General features: G+C 46.2%; 16 protein-coding genes. 8 read left to right on the forward strand and 8 right to left on the reverse strand.

What is annotated here, in order from left to right; genetic code table 11:
* The first annotated feature begins 71 nt into the window (after nucleotides 1-71).
* Together ACRRS0_RS06500 and ACRRS0_RS06505 are read left to right on the forward strand one after the other, a co-directional pair.
* Nucleotides 72-2,021, forward strand: a complete 1,950-nt coding sequence (locus tag ACRRS0_RS06500; RefSeq protein ID WP_432454007.1) for a RecQ family ATP-dependent DNA helicase — start codon at nucleotides 72-74, stop codon at nucleotides 2,019-2,021.
* A gap of 116 nt (nucleotides 2,022-2,137) precedes the next feature.
* A complete protein-coding gene (locus ACRRS0_RS06505) occupies nucleotides 2,138-2,518 on the forward strand; it encodes an STAS/SEC14 domain-containing protein (protein ID WP_432454006.1) in 381 nt (126 codons plus the stop codon).
* An 84-nt stretch (nucleotides 2,519-2,602) separates the two neighbouring features.
* Here ACRRS0_RS06505 and ACRRS0_RS06510 read toward each other — a convergent pair whose 3' ends face one another.
* The 4 genes from ACRRS0_RS06510 to ACRRS0_RS06525 form a co-directional block, all read right to left on the reverse strand.
* Nucleotides 2,603-4,600, reverse strand: coding sequence for a BCCT family transporter (locus ACRRS0_RS06510; RefSeq protein WP_432454005.1), 1,998 nt, complete (start codon nucleotides 4,598-4,600; stop codon nucleotides 2,603-2,605).
* Between the two features lie 219 nt (nucleotides 4,601-4,819).
* Nucleotides 4,820-5,122 carry an AzlD domain-containing protein gene (locus ACRRS0_RS06515; protein ID WP_432454004.1) on the reverse strand — a complete coding sequence of 101 codons (303 nt, stop codon included), beginning with the start codon at nucleotides 5,120-5,122 and terminating at the stop codon, nucleotides 4,820-4,822.
* Nucleotides 5,119-5,847, reverse strand: coding sequence for an AzlC family ABC transporter permease (locus ACRRS0_RS06520; protein WP_432456199.1), 729 nt, complete (start codon nucleotides 5,845-5,847; stop codon nucleotides 5,119-5,121). The genes ACRRS0_RS06515 and ACRRS0_RS06520 overlap by 4 nt, the downstream gene beginning before the upstream one ends.
* A 6-nt stretch (nucleotides 5,848-5,853) precedes the next feature.
* Nucleotides 5,854-6,678, reverse strand: coding sequence for an AraC family transcriptional regulator (locus tag ACRRS0_RS06525; RefSeq protein WP_432454003.1), 825 nt, complete (start codon nucleotides 6,676-6,678; stop codon nucleotides 5,854-5,856).
* A 476-nt stretch (nucleotides 6,679-7,154) separates the two neighbouring features.
* On the opposite strand from ACRRS0_RS06525, the gene ACRRS0_RS06530 reads away from it, so the two are divergent.
* The 5 genes from ACRRS0_RS06530 to ACRRS0_RS06550 all read left to right on the forward strand — a co-directional run bounded on the left by ACRRS0_RS06530 (nucleotide 7,155) and on the right by ACRRS0_RS06550 (nucleotide 11,698).
* Nucleotides 7,155-7,538, forward strand: a complete 384-nt coding sequence (locus tag ACRRS0_RS06530; protein ID WP_432454002.1) for a VOC family protein — start codon at nucleotides 7,155-7,157, stop codon at nucleotides 7,536-7,538.
* Nucleotides 7,539-7,608: 70 nt separating this feature from the next.
* Nucleotides 7,609-8,289 (forward strand): helix-turn-helix transcriptional regulator, encoded by a 681-nt coding sequence (locus ACRRS0_RS06535; protein ID WP_432454001.1) that lies wholly within the window; start codon nucleotides 7,609-7,611, stop codon nucleotides 8,287-8,289.
* A gap of 89 nt (nucleotides 8,290-8,378) precedes the next feature.
* Nucleotides 8,379-9,146 (forward strand): hydratase, encoded by a 768-nt coding sequence (locus tag ACRRS0_RS06540; RefSeq protein WP_432454000.1) that lies wholly within the window; start codon nucleotides 8,379-8,381, stop codon nucleotides 9,144-9,146.
* Between the two features lie 239 nt (nucleotides 9,147-9,385).
* Nucleotides 9,386-10,558 (forward strand): glycerophosphodiester phosphodiesterase family protein, encoded by a 1,173-nt coding sequence (locus ACRRS0_RS06545; RefSeq protein ID WP_432453999.1) that lies wholly within the window; start codon nucleotides 9,386-9,388, stop codon nucleotides 10,556-10,558.
* Between the two features lie 174 nt (nucleotides 10,559-10,732).
* Nucleotides 10,733-11,698, forward strand: a complete 966-nt coding sequence (locus ACRRS0_RS06550) for a sensor domain-containing diguanylate cyclase (RefSeq protein ID WP_432453998.1) — start codon at nucleotides 10,733-10,735, stop codon at nucleotides 11,696-11,698.
* A gap of 119 nt (nucleotides 11,699-11,817) precedes the next feature.
* On the opposite strand, the gene cowN is transcribed toward ACRRS0_RS06550, so the two are convergent.
* Nucleotides 11,818-12,108, reverse strand: coding sequence for a N(2)-fixation sustaining protein CowN (gene cowN, locus ACRRS0_RS06555; RefSeq protein ID WP_432453997.1), 291 nt, complete (start codon nucleotides 12,106-12,108; stop codon nucleotides 11,818-11,820).
* A 297-nt stretch (nucleotides 12,109-12,405) separates the two neighbouring features.
* Between cowN and ACRRS0_RS06560 the strand changes: the two genes are divergently transcribed.
* A complete protein-coding gene (locus ACRRS0_RS06560) occupies nucleotides 12,406-12,657 on the forward strand; it encodes a DUF2999 family protein (protein ID WP_432453996.1) in 252 nt (83 codons plus the stop codon).
* 190 nt (nucleotides 12,658-12,847) lie between these two features.
* On the opposite strand, the gene putP is transcribed toward ACRRS0_RS06560, so the two are convergent.
* The 3 genes from putP to putA form a co-directional block, all read right to left on the reverse strand.
* Nucleotides 12,848-14,344, reverse strand: a complete 1,497-nt coding sequence (putP, locus tag ACRRS0_RS06565; protein WP_432453995.1) for a sodium/proline symporter PutP — start codon at nucleotides 14,342-14,344, stop codon at nucleotides 12,848-12,850.
* 186 nt (nucleotides 14,345-14,530) lie between these two features.
* On the reverse strand, nucleotides 14,531-15,238 hold the full coding sequence (locus ACRRS0_RS06570) for a hypothetical protein (protein ID WP_432453994.1): 708 nt from the start codon (nucleotides 15,236-15,238) through the stop codon (nucleotides 14,531-14,533).
* Nucleotides 15,239-15,273: 35 nt separating this feature from the next.
* On the reverse strand, nucleotides 15,274-18,405 hold the full coding sequence (gene putA, locus ACRRS0_RS06575; RefSeq protein ID WP_432453993.1) for a bifunctional proline dehydrogenase/L-glutamate gamma-semialdehyde dehydrogenase PutA: 3,132 nt from the start codon (nucleotides 18,403-18,405) through the stop codon (nucleotides 15,274-15,276).
* Nucleotides 18,406-18,557: the final 152 nt, after the last annotated feature.

Below are 18,557 nucleotides of genomic sequence, written 5' to 3' on the forward strand. Positions count from 1 at the left end.
ATACAGCTTAAGAGATAGTCGGTATACTAATGGTCTTCTCGTTCCCTTGTTAACCCCGCATAAGGTTTTTCATGAGCGCTTCCCTAGAGCAGCAACTTCAGGCCAGTTTTGGCTTCGATTCCTTTCGCCCAGGCCAACAACAGGCGGTTCGTCAGTTGCTGGCGGGCCAATCGACCCTAGCCATTTTTCCAACGGGCTCGGGCAAGTCTTTGTGTTATCAGTTTAGTGCCTTGCAGCTCCCGCATTTAACTTTGGTAGTTTCACCTTTATTGGCCTTAATTAAAGATCAATTAGAGTTTTTACATGCCAAGGGTATTGCGGCGGCTAGCCTTGATTCAAGCTTGAGCCCGGCGCAAAATCAGCAAGTGATGAGCGAGGTGCGCAGTGGCCAAACCAAGATCCTGATGGTTTCGGTGGAACGATTTAAAAATGAGCGCTTCCGCCAATTTATTCAAGCGGTGCCTTTATCGATGCTAGTGGTGGACGAAGCGCACTGTATCTCGGAATGGGGGCATAACTTTCGACCCGACTATTTGAAATTGCCAACTTACCGGGAACAACTGAATATTCCCTTGGTGTTGCTGTTAACAGCAACTGCCACCAAGCAAGTCAAATTAGATATGGCGCGGCGTTTTGCGATCAGTGAACAAGCCATTATACAGACTGGCTTCTATCGTAGTAATCTTGATTTAACGGTGACGGCGGTGACCTCGCAAGCAAAAGATCAGGCTTTGTTGCAGCTGATCAGTCAACAACAGGGCGCGGGTATTGTTTATGTGACGCTGCAACATACCGCCGAGCAAGTAGCCAATTACTTACGAGCCCATCAGGTTAACGCCCAAGCCTATCATGCGGGTTTTAGTAGCGAGCAACGTCAGCAAACGCAAAACGATTTCATGCAAGATAAGCTGCAAGTCGTGGTGGCCACCATTGCTTTTGGCATGGGGGTTGATAAAGCCAATATCCGTTTTGTGGTGCATTATGACTTGCCCAAATCGATTGAAAATTATAGCCAGGAAATTGGTCGCGCAGGGCGCGATGGCTTGCCATCGCAGTGTGTGACACTGGCCAATCTGGACGGTTTAAGCACCGTGGAAAACTTTGTCTATGGTGATACACCGGAGCTGAACGCGATTGAATATGTTTTGGAAAACATTCGTCAAGAGGGCCAAGGTGAACAGTGGGAGTTGCAGTTAAATCGTTTGTCGAGTGCTGCAAATATTCGCCAGTTACCGCTAAAGACCCTGCTGGTGCAGATGGAGATGCAGGGGCTGATCAAGCCCTTGTATGCCTACTATGCCGACTTCCGCTACAAGTTTATTCAAGACAAGGCAGCGTTGTTGGCGATGTTCAAGGGCGAGCGACAGCAATTTATTGCGGCCATTTTTGAGCATACCCAAATGAAGAAAATATGGGGTAGCTTAAACTTCGACAGCTTATATCAAAGTTATCGTGCGGAACGCTCAAGGGTGGTGGCCGCTCTAGAGTACCTACATGAGCAAGGTTTGATAGAGCTAGAAACTAAAAAGATTACCGAGGTCTATCAACTCAATTTAAGCGCGTTGGCAGAGCCGACTCTCGCCGCTAACTTGCATCATTATTTTTGTGATAAAGAAACCAAAGAAATTCAACGAATTGCCAAGTTAGTCGGTTTTTTTGAGTTAGATAGCTGTTTGAGTTACCAACTCGCGGGATACTTTGATGATCGGCAGGCACCGCAGCGTTGTGGTCACTGTAGTGTATGTCGAGGAAAGGTGGCTCGCTTGAGTCATTCACAAATTCCGATGGTGCCTAATCAAAGTCAGTTATTGAGTGACTTACAAGGCTTGCAACACCATATACACAGTAAAGCCGATGGGGCATTTAGCCAAACCTTAGCTTGTCGTTTTTTGGCGGGTATTCATGTGCCTTTATTTACTCGTTTGAAAATTAAAGCGTTGCCGGGCTTTGCGCGTTGTGAGCAACAACCCTATGCCGATATTATGACGCAAGTGCAGCGATTGTGGTCTGAGTTAATGTAGTTGAATTGTTTTAGATCAAAGGCTTGAATTAATCACCAGACAATTCACGATGAGCGCTTCAATCTCTACCATACTGTAAGGAACGCCGTAGCGGATTATTTACATGGGAGCAAGGCATGACTATTCTCAGACATGGCATTACTATCGGAATTGAACGCTTAGAAACTCGTTTATTGCTGTCGATGAAAGCTTGTGGCACCTTGACTCATCAGGACTATCAACAAGTGACTCCGTTGCTTGAGGCGGCTTTAGTTGAAGTGAAGCATGCGCCGGTTCGGGTTTTTTTTGATGCCACAGAACTTGAAGGCTGGGAGCTTAGAGCCGCTTGGGACGATTTTAGACTCGGTCTTAAATACGGCCAAGATTTTGATAAAATAGCTATTTTAAGTCAGAAGCAATGGTTGGAATGGGCATCCAAGGTGGGGCGCTGGTTTGTCAGTGGTGAAGTGCAAATTTTTGAGAATGAACAAACTGCCTTAGTGTGGTTGGAGCAATAAACGGTCGTGACAAACCATGAAAAATAAGGCCAGAGCAAAGTCTCTGGCCTTATTTTTTAGTCACTAGCCACTAATCACTAATCATTAAATTTGCTCATGACTTGCTTGTTGCATCGGGCTTTCCTCTTCCTCTAATATTTCAGAGCTGGCTAAATATAAGAAGTGCAAATGACGTTCGTATTGGCTGATCACATCAACAATAATTTGGTCTTCGGTATAACCAAATACATCGTATTGCTGGCCGCCTTGTAATAGAAATACTTCGGCTCGGTAATAGTCATTATGCTTTTCGTCGGCATAGCTGGGCATCACAAAGTGACGTAAGCGGATCCCATAGGCGAAGTTTTCAGCTTCTTCCTTATAAATGGTTAAGCGGATTTTCTCACTATCTTCAATTAACTTGGCGTTTAGCCCATTGGCACTGAAGTGTTCGACCAATTGCATAAATGCCGGGCGTACCACTTGGCTCACAAATCCTTGTGCTTCGGGCCTTAAGGGGTGAACTAACAGTGAGTCTAAGCGGTCTTTCCATGAAATATTTGCCTTGGAAAATTGCACCGAAGTATTATGGGTTTGTACGCTGTTTTGTAGCATGTAGTCGTGTTTTAGTGCTTTTAACAAGGCATAGCAAAAACACAGTAAGACAAACATAAACGGAAACGCCGAAGCGATGGTTAAAGTTTGCAAGGCTGCTAAGCCGCCTGCAAATAATAAGGCTGCAGCAATAAAGCCAATTAACAAGGTCCAAAAAATTCGTTGCCATAATGGGGTATTGGTTTCGCCGCCTGCAGTTAAGGTGTCAATCACCAAAGCGCCAGAGTCAGCTGAGGTGATAAAGAAAGTGGTCACTAACAATACCGCAATACCAGATAGCAGAGACGAGAAAGGAAGTTGTTCAAAAAACACAAATATTGCAGTGGCAACATCGTGATTGACTGCTAAAGCTAATTCGCTCATCGCATCGCCAGCAATCAAATGAATGGCGGTATTGCCAAACACGGTCATCCACAAGAAAGTGAATCCTGAAGGGATAAACAACACGCCAATAATAAATTCACGAATAGTTCGGCCACGAGAAACCCGTGCAATAAATATCCCAACAAAAGGTGACCAGGAAACCCACCATCCCCAATACAGCATGGTCCAACCGCCAATCCAGTCTTCTTTGCGATCGTAAGCGTATAAATTAAAGGTACTACTGACCAGCTCACTCATATAGGTGCCAGTGTTTTGTACGTATGATTTTAAGAGCAACTCGCTGGGACCAAGCAATAACATGGCAATGAGTAGCAACAAGGCTAAAAACATATTCAGATTGGATAAGCGCTTAATTCCGCCATCTAAGCCTAAAACCACAGACACGGTAGCCAAACCAATCACCACAACAATTAGGCCAAGCTGTACCCATTCGTTTTGTGGAACATCAAATAAGTAACTTAAACCAGCGTTGAGCTGTTGAACGCCAAATCCCAAAGAGGTGGCGACACCAAAAATTGTCCCGACCACTGCAAAGGTGTCGGTGGCATGGCCAATCGGCCCATAAATACGATCACCAATCAGTGGGTATAAAGATGAGCGGGGTAATAAAGGCAGCTTATGTCGATAGCTGAAGTAGGCGAGTGATAGCCCCACTACCGCATAAATCCCCCAGGCATGCAGTCCCCAATGGAAAAAGGTAATCCGCATCGCTTCTTTGGCGGCAGCAATGCTAGCAGGATCGCCCACTGGCGGTGACAAATAGTGCATTACTGGCTCTGCTACACCAAAAAACATCAGGCCAATGCCCATTCCGGCCGAGAATAACATCGAAAACCAAGAGATATTGCTGTAGTCGGGTTCCGAATGGTCGGGACCCAATTTAATGTCGCCTAAGCGGCTGACCATAATGAACACGACAAAAATAAGAAATATCGCAACCGATAAAACATAAATCCAGCTGACATTCGTCGCCAACCAAGATTGAATCAGGTTAAAGCTTGTCCCTGTATATTTGGGGCGTAAGGCTGAAAAAATTGCGATCGATAAGGTGATAATTAAGGATGAATAAAATACCGGAGCATTTATTTTTTTAGTTAAGCGCATTAAAAACTCTTGTTAGGCAGGTCTGCCATAAGACAGAAATATGATGACTGCTATCACACCACGAGGAAGCCAGAACGTGGGGGTAAGCTTGTGCGTAATATTGAGTTACGCGGAGTAAACAGCCGAAAAAACACGTTAATACTATTCTTCTTGGAATAATACTTCACTTACATGTGCATTATTCGGCGTATTATAACAGATGTGTCGGCCTTTTGCTGGCTAGTGAATCAAGAAGAAAATCGCCATGCTAAGGACTGCGGTAATGAGCGCATTGCGGGTAAATATTGCCAGTAAGGTGGCGAGTACCGCACAGACTAGATAGGGGTTATCGAATCCAAGGCTTAACTGTCCATCCCGAACAAAAACGATGGGGGCAAAAATAGCAGTGAGCACCGCAGGTGCAGAGTAACTTAGAAATTGTAGTGCACCTTTGCCTAAACGTAGCGGAATACGCGGTTCTAAAAATAAATAGCGACTGGCAAAAACAATCCCTGCCATAGCAATAATGCTTAACCAAATCATAGGGTCTCCTCACGCCACCGCGCGTAAGCGGTGGCCAAACTCATCGCTAAAATGGCCGAGATTAATAATCCACCCGGTATCGCAAATAATTCACAAGTGACGGAGCTCACCAAGGCAATCAAAACACACAGTAAGCCCGAGGCTTGTTTGATACTGGGCACGACTATCGCGATAAAGGTGGCGGCGATGGCAAAATCGAGTCCCCAGCTGTCGAGATTTGCGATGTTGCTGCCAGCAATAATGCCCACTGCCGAGGCGATATTCCAAGCCAAATAGAAGCTTAGGCCGCCGCCGAGGGCAAACCAAGGATCAAAGGGTTTATCGACGCCTTTATTGGCAATCGCAAATAACTCATCGGTGAGTAAATAACCTAAAACAAAGCGCCACTTGAGCGGTAGTTGGCTTACCTGAGGGCGCATCGCCATGCTATAGAGCAAATGGCGCGAGGTGATGAGTAGCGTGGTGAGCAGCAGACTGAGCAGGCTGGCTCCAAGTTTAAACATGCCTGTGGCCACTAGTTGTGCCGAACCGGCAAATAAAATGGCTGACATGGCTTGGCTTTGTAGGGGACTTAAACCTGATTCTAAGGCATACGAGCCTGCTAGAATTCCCCAAGGGATCACCGCAATCGTCAGTGGTAATACCGCCAAAGTACCCTTTAAAAATGCGCTGATTTTATTTGACCAGCGGGAATGTTGAATGTAGCCGATAGTTGTCACAGGGATCCTATATTAAAGCTGAACTTCTTTAGCATAGCGGCCAGGACTGACGCCTAGCGCACGCTTAAAATGGCGGTGAAAGTGGCTTTGATCATGGAACCCACAATCTAAGGCTACTTTAAGCAAGGGTTGACCTTGGCGCAGTAATTGTTTCGCTTGCCTGAGCCGAGCTTGGATCTGATAAGCGTGGGGTGGCATACCATAACGTTTCACAAATTGCTTCGCCAAGTGGCAAGGACTGAGATGTACCAGTCTGGCTAGTTCACTTAAAGATACATTTGCGGCAGGCTGCTCGTCTAAGCACTGCTTTACCAGTATTAGTGCCTTGCTGGCCGGTTTGAGTGAGTATTGTGGTGGCACACTTTTGCCATGGCTCGCCATTAGTTGACTTAGGCAAGCGTAGACCAAGCTCTCACGTAATAGTCGATTGCTTGAGTAGTTTAAACTGTGGATGGTATTTCGCAGTAATTGCGCTAGTGCTGCATCTTGTACCACGGCTTGGGTAAAGTAGGGAGCAAAGTTATCACTTAGACCCTGAGCTTGGTTGACTTCGGCAAACTGCTCGGGGGTTGGATATATGGCTTGATAAGACCAGCCCCCTTCGCTTGCGGAACAGCCGTTATGGATCTCATCGGCGTTGACTAAAATGATACTATTGCTGGGCGCGATATGATCCCCGCCAGTGCGATAAAAGCGCTGTGCGCCAGTCTCTATAATGCCAACCGTAAAACCTTCATGGCTATGCCGAGAAAAGTTTTGTTTCTCATAGCGTGCCTGCAGAATTTCGATGCCACCAAGTTCATCGGCAAACTGATAATGTGCTTGTTCTTTTGACATTTCATTCACCTCCTTGTTAGCAATTTAAGATCGTCATCATAGCCTAATTGGCCCCCCAAGTTTTGTACAGAATTGTTCATTTACAAAAATCCGCTAAGTATTATTGGGGGGTAGGACGATTTTGTTTGTAATAAACCGGCTTCCAACGAGACGAAGTCGTTTCGTGAAACAAATCTGTACAGTTCAATCTTGGTTTCACCGAGCGGAAGTTAATGATTTCTAGTTAATACCTTGACACTGTATTTGAGGTTTATTTATTTGGCATTCTACGATTCCTTGTGTTGTAGGGGGAGTTTTGAGCTGCGCGCGCACTAAGCGCTTGCTGCCAATATTACACTTAAGATAGATGGTTTCTTGCAAAGTCTAAAGTCTACTGACAGGAGGCTGTCAGTAGGGAGGGCTTATGGTTGCTTTGTCAATCGCAAGGTAGAGAGGGCTCTATCTTATTGGCATTCAATTATGTTAAGGAGAATCACATGTTAGCAGTAGCACCTTTAGTTTGGGGCGAAATCGCAGTCACCGATATGGAGCGCGCCGTCGCATTTTACCAGCAACATTTTAACTTGAGTTTTCATCGTGAAGTGATGGATATGATGGAAATGGCTATTATCGAAACCGAAGTATTGGATGGTGCAAATGTGGCCCTATGTAAACATCCGTTAATGATACCAAGTCTTGAGGGCGCAACTGTGTACCTCCATGTGACGGATAAACTGAATCCTTTATTGGAAACCATGAGTCGCGCTGGAGTACAAATATTGTTACCACTGACACCAATTAAAGGCGGGGAAAAGGGCTATATTAGCTTGTTTGTGGATAGCGAGGGGAATAAAGTCGGCCTATGGGCTAAACAGCAGTAATCGCGGTTCCTTGACAGCTCGTTTGGTTTTCTGGGCGAGTTGTCATTTCGGTGGATGAGAAGAGAGGGATATGAGACGGGCAGACAGACTCTTTCAGTTGGTGCAGATTTTACGTTTACGTCGTTTGACCACTGCGCAGCAGTTAGCCGAACGTTTGGAGGTTTCTACCCGCACCATTTATCGCGATGTGCAAGATTTGTGTCTCAGTGGTATTCCCATAGAAGGTGAGGCGGGAGTCGGCTACATATTGCGGCAAGAGGTTAATGTGCCGCCATTAATGTTTAATGAACAAGAATTGGAAGCGATACAGATTGGGATGCGGATGGCGCAGACTTGGGCGGGGAAAGAGCTAGCTGCGGCGGCGAAACAAGTGATGATTAAGGTTGAGGCCGTATTGCCAGAGCGCTTACAAGCCTATCAATCATTAATGTTTGCGCCAGATTTTTACATCGATCAGCAAGAATTTAGATTTTTGGATCCGCTACGTGCTGCGACCCGTGAACGAGAGTATCTACAACTGCTCTATCAAGACGCAAAGCAGCAGCTGAGTGAACGAGAAGTGCGCCCATTAGCGATTTATTTTTGGCGAGGAAGTTGGACGCTGCTCGCTTGGTGTGAGCTTCGACAGGGCTTTCGCAATTTTCGAGTCGACCGAATTACTCATCTGAATCATTGCCAACGTAGTTTTGCTTATAGTCCGGGTAAGGAGCTGAATGACTTTGTTGCCTCCTTAGCACCACAAAATTGTTAGCTTTTGTTCTGTTTTTGTTAATTCACGCATGGCGGTGAAGCACATATCTGAGTATTATCCGCTTTTATGTTTTTTAATAGTGGTATTGTATGATTATTGAATTGGATGTCGTTGAAGCCGCGCAAACTTTGCTCAACAACCGGAATACATCGATCAAGGCGAAACGTTTGGCGCCGACACTTCGCCCGCAATCTATTGACGATGCGCTAGCCATTCAAGCGCAAATGACCGAATTACGTGAAGATGGCATTGGCGGCTGGAAATGTTTGTTGCCCCTCGCTGAAGATAAGTTAGTTGTTGCACCTATCTTTGCCGATCTCGTACAACGGGGGGAGTCTTGTTCACTTTACGCCGATGGCGGAGTGGCAAGAGTTGAGCCTGAGATTGCCTTTGTATTAAGCCAAGATTTACCCGCTCGTGATAAAGATTATAGTGAGGCGGAAATTGATCAGGCTATTGGTCGTTGTCATATGGCTCTCGAGCTGATCCAAGGGCGTTTTGCAGATACCGAGAATGCAGCCTTCTTTGAAGTATTAGCCGATGGTTTAGTCAACCAAGGTTTATTCCTTGGTCCCGAAATTGACAAAGCGGCGGCTTTTTCTGCCAGTAATATTGAGATCAGTTTTACTCAAGGTGAACAAACTCAACAGTTGGCTGGAGAGCATCCGAATCAAAATCCGGTGAGTCCTATCTATTGGTTAATTAATTACATGAGTAAACGTGGCGTAAGCTTTAATGCCGGACAAGCGATCATTACCGGCTCTTATGCGGGTATTGTTGAGCTTAATTTTGCATGTGAGACCGAAGTTGAATATCAAGATTTAGGCGCTTATAAGCTGAAATTTTTAGCGCGTTGAGCGATTGCACTGTAATAAATTTTTAGTCTAAAGGTGCTTAATTTGTATTAAGCACCTTGGTGTTTGCCTGAGCTGTCCCTTCTGAGGCTTGTTTCGTTGTTCTCTGCCGCACTCTGGTGAGCTGTAACCCTGCATAACCTTGTGAATACACAAATACAACATCAATTGTTCATCTCCTTGTCATCGGGTTAAGCTCAACTAAACGTCCTCTATTCATTTTGTTTAAAAGGACTTTCTTAATGAAATTAACTCAGTTGGCTTTTGTATTGTGTCCGGTGTTATTGCTTGGTGCTTGTAATGATGATGATATTGTTCAAGCAAAATCGGCTTCCGGCCCTACCAGTAAGGTACAGTTAGGTCCTCGTCCCGGCTATTTGGTGAATCAACTTGCAGCAGGGACCTTAAAGGATACCCTGAGCGCTTGCCTCGAGAGCAAAAGCAGTTATCAATCGAGTTACTTGTCAATTGGGCATCGCGGTGCACCGTTAATGTTTCCAGAGCATACCCGCGAAGGCTATATCGCTGCTGCGAGCATGGGAGCTGGAGTGATTGAATGTGATGTTGCGCTAACCAAGGATGGGGAGTTGGTTTGCCGTCATTCCCATGCCGATTTACATACCACCACCAATGTATTAGCCGTCCCCGAGCTGGCTGCCAAGTGTTCTCAGCCCTTTACCCCAGCGGATCCGGTCAATGGTCTTAAAGCGAATGCCGAGTGTCGTACCTCAGATTTTACCTTAGCGGAATACAAATCCTTACAAGGTAAAATGGACTCGAGTAATGCCAATGCAACATCGGTGCAAGAGTACATGCAAGCGACGCCTAATTGGCGTACCGATTTGTACGCTAATACAGGTACTTTGATGTCGCATAAAGAAAGCATTGCTTTATTTAGGCAACTCGGTGTGAAAATGACGCCCGAACTTAAAACACCAAGTGCACAAGATCTCGCAGCAGCCGGAATGACTCAACAGCAGTTTGCGCAAAAAATGATTGATGAATATACCGAAGCAGGCGTTGAGCCGAGTGAAGTCTACCCACAGTCATTTTTGATTGATGATCTGGAATATTGGTTGGCGAATAATTCTGATTATGGGCAGCAAGGGGTATTTTTGGTGAGTAAACCTGCAGATGTACCCAGCCCCAGTGAGATCGCAGCGAAGGGGATCAAGATTGTTGCCCCGATCTATACGCTGTTAGTGGAAGAACAAAATGGTGAATTGCAGGCCACCGATTATGCAAAAGAACTTAAGGCACAAGGTTTAGATTTAATTACCTGGAGTTTAGAGCGGCGCTATACAAGCTATCCTGAATTAGCGGTATTAGATGTACTTAAGCAGCAACTTGGTGTTATTGGGGTCTTTTCTGATTGGCCTGCAACCGTCACCTTTTACGACAATTGCACCCAATAAACAGCGACGAGTTTGTGGCCGTGGTATTACGAATTTACAACGGCTATTTTGGGTTCATCAGAGCGGCTGGGGTCACGGAACCTATTGCTTACAGCCGCCTGAATTATTCTTTATATATATCTGATTTATTTGACTATAGTTATCTTATTGTAAGAGATAATCAATGGGTCTGGAATGCAAGCCCCTAAAACACCTGATAACGAAGCGAGTCGTCTGAAAGCTTTATGCCAGCTGAATGTCTTAGATACTCAGCCAGAAGAGCGTTTTGACCGGATAACTCGAATGGCTAAACGACTATTTGATGTACCGATAGCTTTGGTGAGTTTGGTTGATGAAAATCGGCAGTGGTTTAAGTCATGCTTTGGACTGGACGTCTGCGAAACTGGGCGGGACATTTCTTTTTGTGGACACGCTATTCTCGGTGAGCGAACTTTTATCATTGGCGATGCGACCCAAGACCCTCGTTTTGCCGATAATCCACTGGTGACCGATAATCCCCATATTCGTTTTTATGCAGGACATCCTTTAAGTGCAACTTCTGGTGAAAAGCTGGGTACTTTGTGCATTATCGATAGTCGTTCAAGGCACTTTACTGACGACGATCTGCAAGCCTTGGTTGATTTAGCGGCGATGGTTGAGCAGGAGTTGGCTGCGTTGTTACTTGCCAGTACCGATGAACTCACTCAAATCTCTAATCGACGTGGTTTTATGAAGTTGGCAGAATATGCCTTTGCGATGTGTAAACGCCAGCAACTGCCGTTGGTTCTCGCTTATTTAGACCTGAATCAATTTAAGCCGATTAATGATCAATATGGTCATGTTGAGGGGGATCGCGCCTTACAGCTGGTGGCCCAGCAAATGCAACTCTCTTTACGCCAATCTGATTTATTTGGCCGACTAGGCGGCGATGAGTTTGCGGTGTTGTTTACAGACAGCACTCTAGCGCAGGCCGAAGAGGTATTACAGCGTTTTGCCGATGACTTAAAGCAAACGGCTGAACATTTGGGGCTGGCTTATGCCTTGGAATTTAGCTACGGCATTACTTATGTTGATTTTTCTCAAGCGCTTAGCGTTGATAGTGCATTAAGGTTGGCCGACCAACAGATGTATCGGCAAAAGCATCCAGATAAGCTTGATTAAGCACCGCTAGCATTGATGATTTGTTAGGCCATATTGGCGGCGCTAAATGGGAGAGCATCTTGAGCGCTTAATTTTATGGCTCAAGAACTACCTCGCTATTGCTCGAAATTGTAATAAAGTTAACAACATTCTTGTTCGATTCGATACAGTAATGCTAGCGCTTGCTGATCTTGGCATTGCTCAAAATACTCATACAAGGTATTGGTTTGATTGCCAATAAAATGCAGGTTGTCGTGACCGGCTTTGGTCTGTTGTTGAAGTTTTTGTTTAAAGTAGTCATGCCATTCTGGAGCGCCTTGTTGCTGACTTAGCTTCTTTTTTAAGATAGCGATTAGCTTATCAGCATTCAGGTCACAGCTGATCCCAACAAACGACACGTAACGGTCGCAGTTGTCTACATTATCTTTCATCTTTTTGGCTCCTTTAGACGGTCTCTGGTTGATGCTAATTTAAGTTTGAACTGCAAGCTTAATACCAGTTGATTGAGTCGCGGATCTGAAGTGCTAGATGAGCGTAGTCGTAAAGAAGAGAAAGTGATGCCTTGCATTTCTGGCATGGTCCTCGTTTCACGGAAACTTATGTTTAGCCGCCACCACTTCGCATTTTTCGTTTCATGTTTCATTTCAATATTTGCGTTGTATTTTAACTAAGCTGAGCCAAATGTTAGACTGCGTTTCTATTTCATTGAGTGTTTAAAAGGTAATGTGATGAACCCGATCCTTGGGATGTTAAAAGAGCATAATATTAGCGACCAGAAAATTAGTGAGCTTTTTCAGGCGCTCACCGAAAATCCTCTGGCGGCTATGGCCACGGTCAGTCAACTCGGTCTACCGCAAGACAAGCTCCAGTTGTTGATGGGACAGGTGATGCAGAACCCTGCTTTGATTAAAGAAGCTGTTGCAGAATTAGGGCTAGATTTGTCAAAAGTTGAAGAGGCTAAGAAAAAACTTCAACAGTAAGTCAACTTACGCCTGAAGCTTAAAGCATCGTTGAAAATATAGAATCGAAACGCTTGAATGATTTTTTATTTTGAGGTGTGAGGAGTGAAGAGAGCAAGGTTTTTGCTTGAGAACGGCGCCTTGTTAGACAACAGATACAGGCAAAAAAAAGCCAACCACTGAGGGTTGGCTGGTTCCTTGGCAACAATGATTAATCCATGCTGTCCAGTTGGCGTTGATATTCTAGGTGAGTTTTGAGTATTGACTCGCTGGCCCCGCCAGTGAACTTACTGACTAAGATAATCGCGGCTGAGGCTAGGATGAAGCCGGGGACAATTTCATAGAGATCGAAAATTCCGCCCTCTAGCTGTTTCCAAAGCACCACGGTTACTCCACCGATAACGACACCGGCTAAGGCACCATTACGATTCATATCTTTCCAGAATAAGCTGAGTAAAATCGCCGGACCAAAGGCTGCACCAAATCCAGCCCAGGCATAAGAGACTAAGCCTAATACCGAGCTTTCTGGGTTCATGGCCAGCATCAAGGCAATTATGGAAAGACCAACAACCGCAAGACGGCCCACTTGAACCACTTCTTTTGGACTGGCGTTCGGGCGAAGCACTTGCTTGTAGAAATCTTCGGCTAAGGCTGAAGAAGAAACCAATAGCTGAGAATCGGCGGTACTCATAATGGCGGCTAAAATTGCCGCTAATAGGATCCCCGCAACCACTGGATGGAAGATAGCGTTAACCAATAGCATAAAGATTGTTTCGCCATCTTTAATGCTTCCTCCCATATGAGCATCGACATAAACAATGCCCACCATACCAATCAGTAAGGCACCGGCCATTGAAAGGGCTGTCCAGCTCACTGCAATACGACGTGCAGTGGTAATATCTTTATTACTCCGGGTGGCCTTAAATCGAGCCAGAATATGTGGCTGACCAAAGTAACCTAAGCCCCATGCAATTAATGAGATGATTGCAACAGCCGATAAAGGTTGACCCTTCGCATCATTCCATAAACTGAGTAGTTCTGGGTTTTTGGCATGTAAGGCCATATTTAAATCGCCAAACGAGCCTTCAAAAGCGGCGATAGGTACAATCACCAGGGCAGCAGACATCAACAAACCCTGCACTAAGTCGGTCCAGGAGACCGCTAAAAAGCCACCAAATAAGGTGTAAGATACCACACAGATGGTGCCGACGATCACAGCCGTGGTGTAATTTAAGCCAAATACGGTCTCAAATAGTTTTCCGCCTGCGACTAAGCCTGAGCTGGTGTAGAACAAGAAAAACAATAAGATGAATAAGGCTGAAATAGTTTGCAGTAGTTTCGATTTATCTTCGAAGCGTTGGGCAAAAAACTCAGGAATGGTCAGGGCGTTATTCACAACGATGGAGTAAGTGCGCAATCTTTTGGCGCACAACAGCCAATTGAGCCAGGTTCCCACTAAGAGACCTCCGGCTAGCCAAAACGATTCGATGCCAGCTGCATAAGCGTAACCAGGCAAACCGAGCAATAACCAGCCGCTCATGTCGGAGGCTCCAGCTGACAAGGCTGCTGGCCAGGGACCCAATGAGCGACCACCTAAAAAGTAATCCTCGGAGTTAGACGTTCGTTTGTATGCATAAATGCCAATTGATAGCATAACAATGAGATAGGCTATAAATGTGGCACTGATAGCAAAGCTATTTTCAATCATTCTATTTCCTTTTTGTGTACAAAAATGTTGTGTTTTCCCTATATCAAACCGATCAACTCAACTGCTCAATTTAGACAGCGGGCGGTGAATCAGAGCAAGCGATTGATGAGCTATATTTGCACATCAGTCGTGATGCCCCGATTCAGCGACACCCGCTGAACCAATTGATAAGGAGAGGCTTGACTATTATTCGCCGCTACCTAATTCCAGCAGCTTGGCGTTACCACCGATGGCGGTAATATTGATGGTTCGGGTACGCTCGGTAATAAAGCGTAATAAGTAATGCGGCTCGCTCAATTGCTTCAATTCAAACATGTCGGTTTCGCATATGATTTGAGCCAGTTGTCCTTCGCGTTGAGCCAGCAACTGGGCGTAGTGCTTACAGTTCTGTTCGGTACCGCTGATGACGACAGCGGCAATCGCAGGCTGTTCTGCCATGGCCTGGTTTTGTTCCGGCGGTAACGAAATGGCCACTCGGTTTGGACAACCAGCTTTGAGCAGGTCTGAAAGTAGCAGATCTAAGTCACATTCAGCCTGAGGGTTGATACTGCATATCACAGTATTGCCGGCAACCAGAGCGGCGCTGATTTGACCAACCATGGCGACTTCGTTGGCGGTTTCGTCGCCCAGTACCAGCATGCTACCGCGACCAACACAATATAAATGATTACTCTCACCTGTGGGGCCCTCGAGCTCCTGTTCTTCGGCAATTAGTCCTAATGCCTGTTGGCATTGAAAACGAATCATCGCGGCGCTCTTATTGTGAGCGTCAGAACGTCGGCTTAATAGCTGAGCCCAGAGCTCTAATAGTGCGGCACGCTCCGCCACGCTTTGTTGCTGCCAAGCTTCGAATACCGCCTGGCTTTGCTTTAATATTTTGCTTACATCACTCATTATTATTCTCCACGCGCTAATTTCAATATTCAGTCTTAGTTACTTACCACTGCTTTTGAAAAGCGGTAAAGATAATGAGGGCCACCTGCTTTGGGGCCGGTACCAGAGAGTCCTTGTCCGCCAAAGGGTTGAACGCCCACCACCGCACCAACCTGGTCACGGTTAATGTAGCAATTACCTACCCGCGCCCGTCGCTCGATATGCTGATAGGTGGCTTCGTTACGACTATGCACCCCTAAGGTTAAACCAAAACCACTGCCATTGATTTGATCAATCACCTTATCAAGTTGATTTGCTTTGTATTTTATCACGTGAAGGATGGGGCCGAAGTGTTCTTGGCTGAGCTGTTCAATACTGTCTATCTCAAAGGCGCAGGGGGCAACAAAGCTGCCTTGTTGGCAATGCTTGTCTAGGTTTAGCTGATAAATGGGACGAGCATTTTGTTGTAACCAAGCAATATGTGCAAGTAATTTTGCCTGCGCAGCTTCGTCGATGACCGGACCCACGTCGGTTTTCAATTGTGCCGGGTTGCCCACGCAGAGTTCCGCCATTGCCCCCTGAATTAGGCCAATGACTCGCTCGGCAATGTCTTGCTGGATATACAAGACGCGCAGCGCCGAGCAACGTTGTCCTGCAGAAGCAAAAGCGGAACGAATCACGTCTCGAACCACCTGCTCTGGTAGTGCGGTGCTATCTACCAGCATTGCATTTTGCCCACCGGTTTCGGCGATGAAGGGTACAGGCATGGCATTGCGTCGACTGAGCTGACGATTAATGGTTTGAGCGGTTGGAGTGGAGCCGGTAAAGGCCACGCCAGCGATTCGTGGATCGGCGCTTAAACATTCACCCAGCTCGGCACCACTACCAATGACTAACTGAATTACCCCTGAGGGGATCATCGTTTCCAGGAGTAATTCAATACAGCGAGCGGCAATCAACGAGCTCTGTTCGGCAGGTTTGGCGACGACAGTATTACCGCTCACTAAGGCGGCGCAAACCTGGCCAATGAAGATCGCCAGAGGGAAGTTCCAAGGGCTAATGCAAACAAACACGCCGCGGCCCTGATAGCGATAGTTTTGCGTCTCGCCCTTGAAGTTGTCCAGAGTTAACGGCTGGCTAAAGTTTGCGCTGGCCTGTTGTGGGTAATAGCGCAAGAAATCAACCGCTTCTCGAATTTCATCGATACTATCCAGTACCGTTTTACCAGCTTCCCGGTGACATAATGCAACTAACTCGGGCATATGTTGCTCTAATTTGTCGGCGAGGCTTAATAGGTACGCGCCGCGTTGCTCAACGGAGGTATCGCGCCATTGGGGATAAGCTTGCTCGGCAAATTCAATGGCTTCGGCGGCCTGTTGTGGCTTGGCCCATGCGACAGAACCCACCTGTTGTTGCCGTTCGTAGGGCGCATCAATGGGGCGCGCAGTCCCACTCAGTGCCTGACCATTTATAATGCTGGATTTATGCCATTGGTATGGTTCCATGAACTGATGAACCTGTTGCTCAAAAGGTTGCCATTCACTGGCAATATCGCAGGCAACTCCTAATGAGTTGTTGCGCGCTTCACCGAATAGTTGTGGCGGCTTAACGATGCGTGGGTTGGCTAATGTTGGACGTGAACGTAACACTTGAGCCGGATGAACGGTGAGATCGGTGACCGGACAGTTGGCATCGACGAGGCGGTGAACAAAAGAACTATTGGCACCATTTTCCAGTAGTCTGCGCACCAAATAAGGGAGTAAATCTTTATGACTGCCAACCGGCGCATAAATTCTTACATCGCTATTGATGAGCTCTCGAGCGTGATGATATAGAGCATCGCCCATACCGTGTAAACGTTGAAATTCGTAATCTTTATGCTGAGCCATTGCCGCAACCGCGGCCACGGTATGCGCATTGTGGCTGGCGAATTGCGGGTAAATTAATCCGCGGAAATGTTCGCTGAGCAGTAGTCGGGCGCAGGCCAGATAACTCACATCAGAAGACTCTTTGCGAGTAAACACCGAATAACCATGATGACCATGCTGCTGGGCCAACTTAATTTCTGCGTCCCAATAAGCACCTTTCACCAGGCGCATTGGAATCAAATCACCCTGTTGTTTAGCTAAAGCGCCTAGCCAGGCAATCACGGGTAGGGCACGTTTTGAGTATGCCTGGATCACTAAGCCAAACTTTCCCCAACCTCGAACCGCAGGATCCTGATAGAGTTTAGCAAACAGCTCTAAAGATATTTCTAAACGGTCGGCTTCTTCGGCGTCGATGGTAATAGCAACATCGTGTTGTCGTGCATGGATCAATAGCTTGAGGATACTGGCAAACATTTCATCTAAAACGCGTTCACGATTAGCCGCTTCGTAACGAGGATGGATCGCCGATAGCTTGATCGACATCGAAGGAGTGGCGCCTAAAGCCTGAGCACTATTGCTATTATTAGCGAGTTGGGTGACGGCTTGGTGGTAATCTTGCAGGTATCGGTTGGCATCCTGCATGGTAAGGGCGGACTCGCCCAACATATCAAACGAGTAGCCATAGCCTTGGATGCGGCTTTTTTCGGCATTTTTTAGCGCTTCATGAATACTCTGACCTAATACAAATTGATAGCCCATTATTTTCATTGCCTGGTTCATCGCTTGGCGGATCACTGGCTCAGAGAATTTATTCACTAATTTGTTGATGACTTTATTTGGTTGAGCTGACTCTGCATTGTCGAGATTGACCACCTTTCCGGTGAGCATTAAACCCCAAGTCGATGCGTTGACAAACAGAGAGTCTGAGTTTTTCAGGTGAGATTTCCAATCGGCAGCACCCATTTTATCGCGGATCAGCGCATCGGCAGTCGCGGCGTCAGGAACCCGCATCAAGGCTTCGGCTAAACACATTAACAAGATCCCTTCACGGGTATCCAGGCTGTACTCCAGCAGTAGGGCATCGATCATTTGTACCGCTTTTTTATCAGCTCTGACCCTTTCGATAAGCTGGGTGGCAAATACGGTGCTTGCCGTGAGCTCTTGGTCTGAGGGCTGAGCGAGCGGTAATAGTTGCTCTAACAATTGATCTTCGTCAACACAGTACAGTGGCGAAATGGTGGGCCATATTTGTTCAGGTGACTGCTCAATATAGGCTGGATTAACGATTGCCTGAGCATCAAAATTTAAGTGTTTCAGCATGCGACTTCCTTGATTGCGATTCTTGCTGAGGGGTCAAGAATGTTATTGCTTTGTTATTGCTCAATCGATTGTAAGGGGCTTTTTTCGCCCTGTATTAAGAAATGCTACGCTGTTTTTTAGAAATACTCTGGTAACTAACACGAATTTAAGGA

It is taken from the genome of Agarivorans sp. QJM3NY_29 (assembly GCF_050870835.2).
Taxonomy (GTDB): domain Bacteria; phylum Pseudomonadota; class Gammaproteobacteria; order Enterobacterales; family Celerinatantimonadaceae; genus Agarivorans.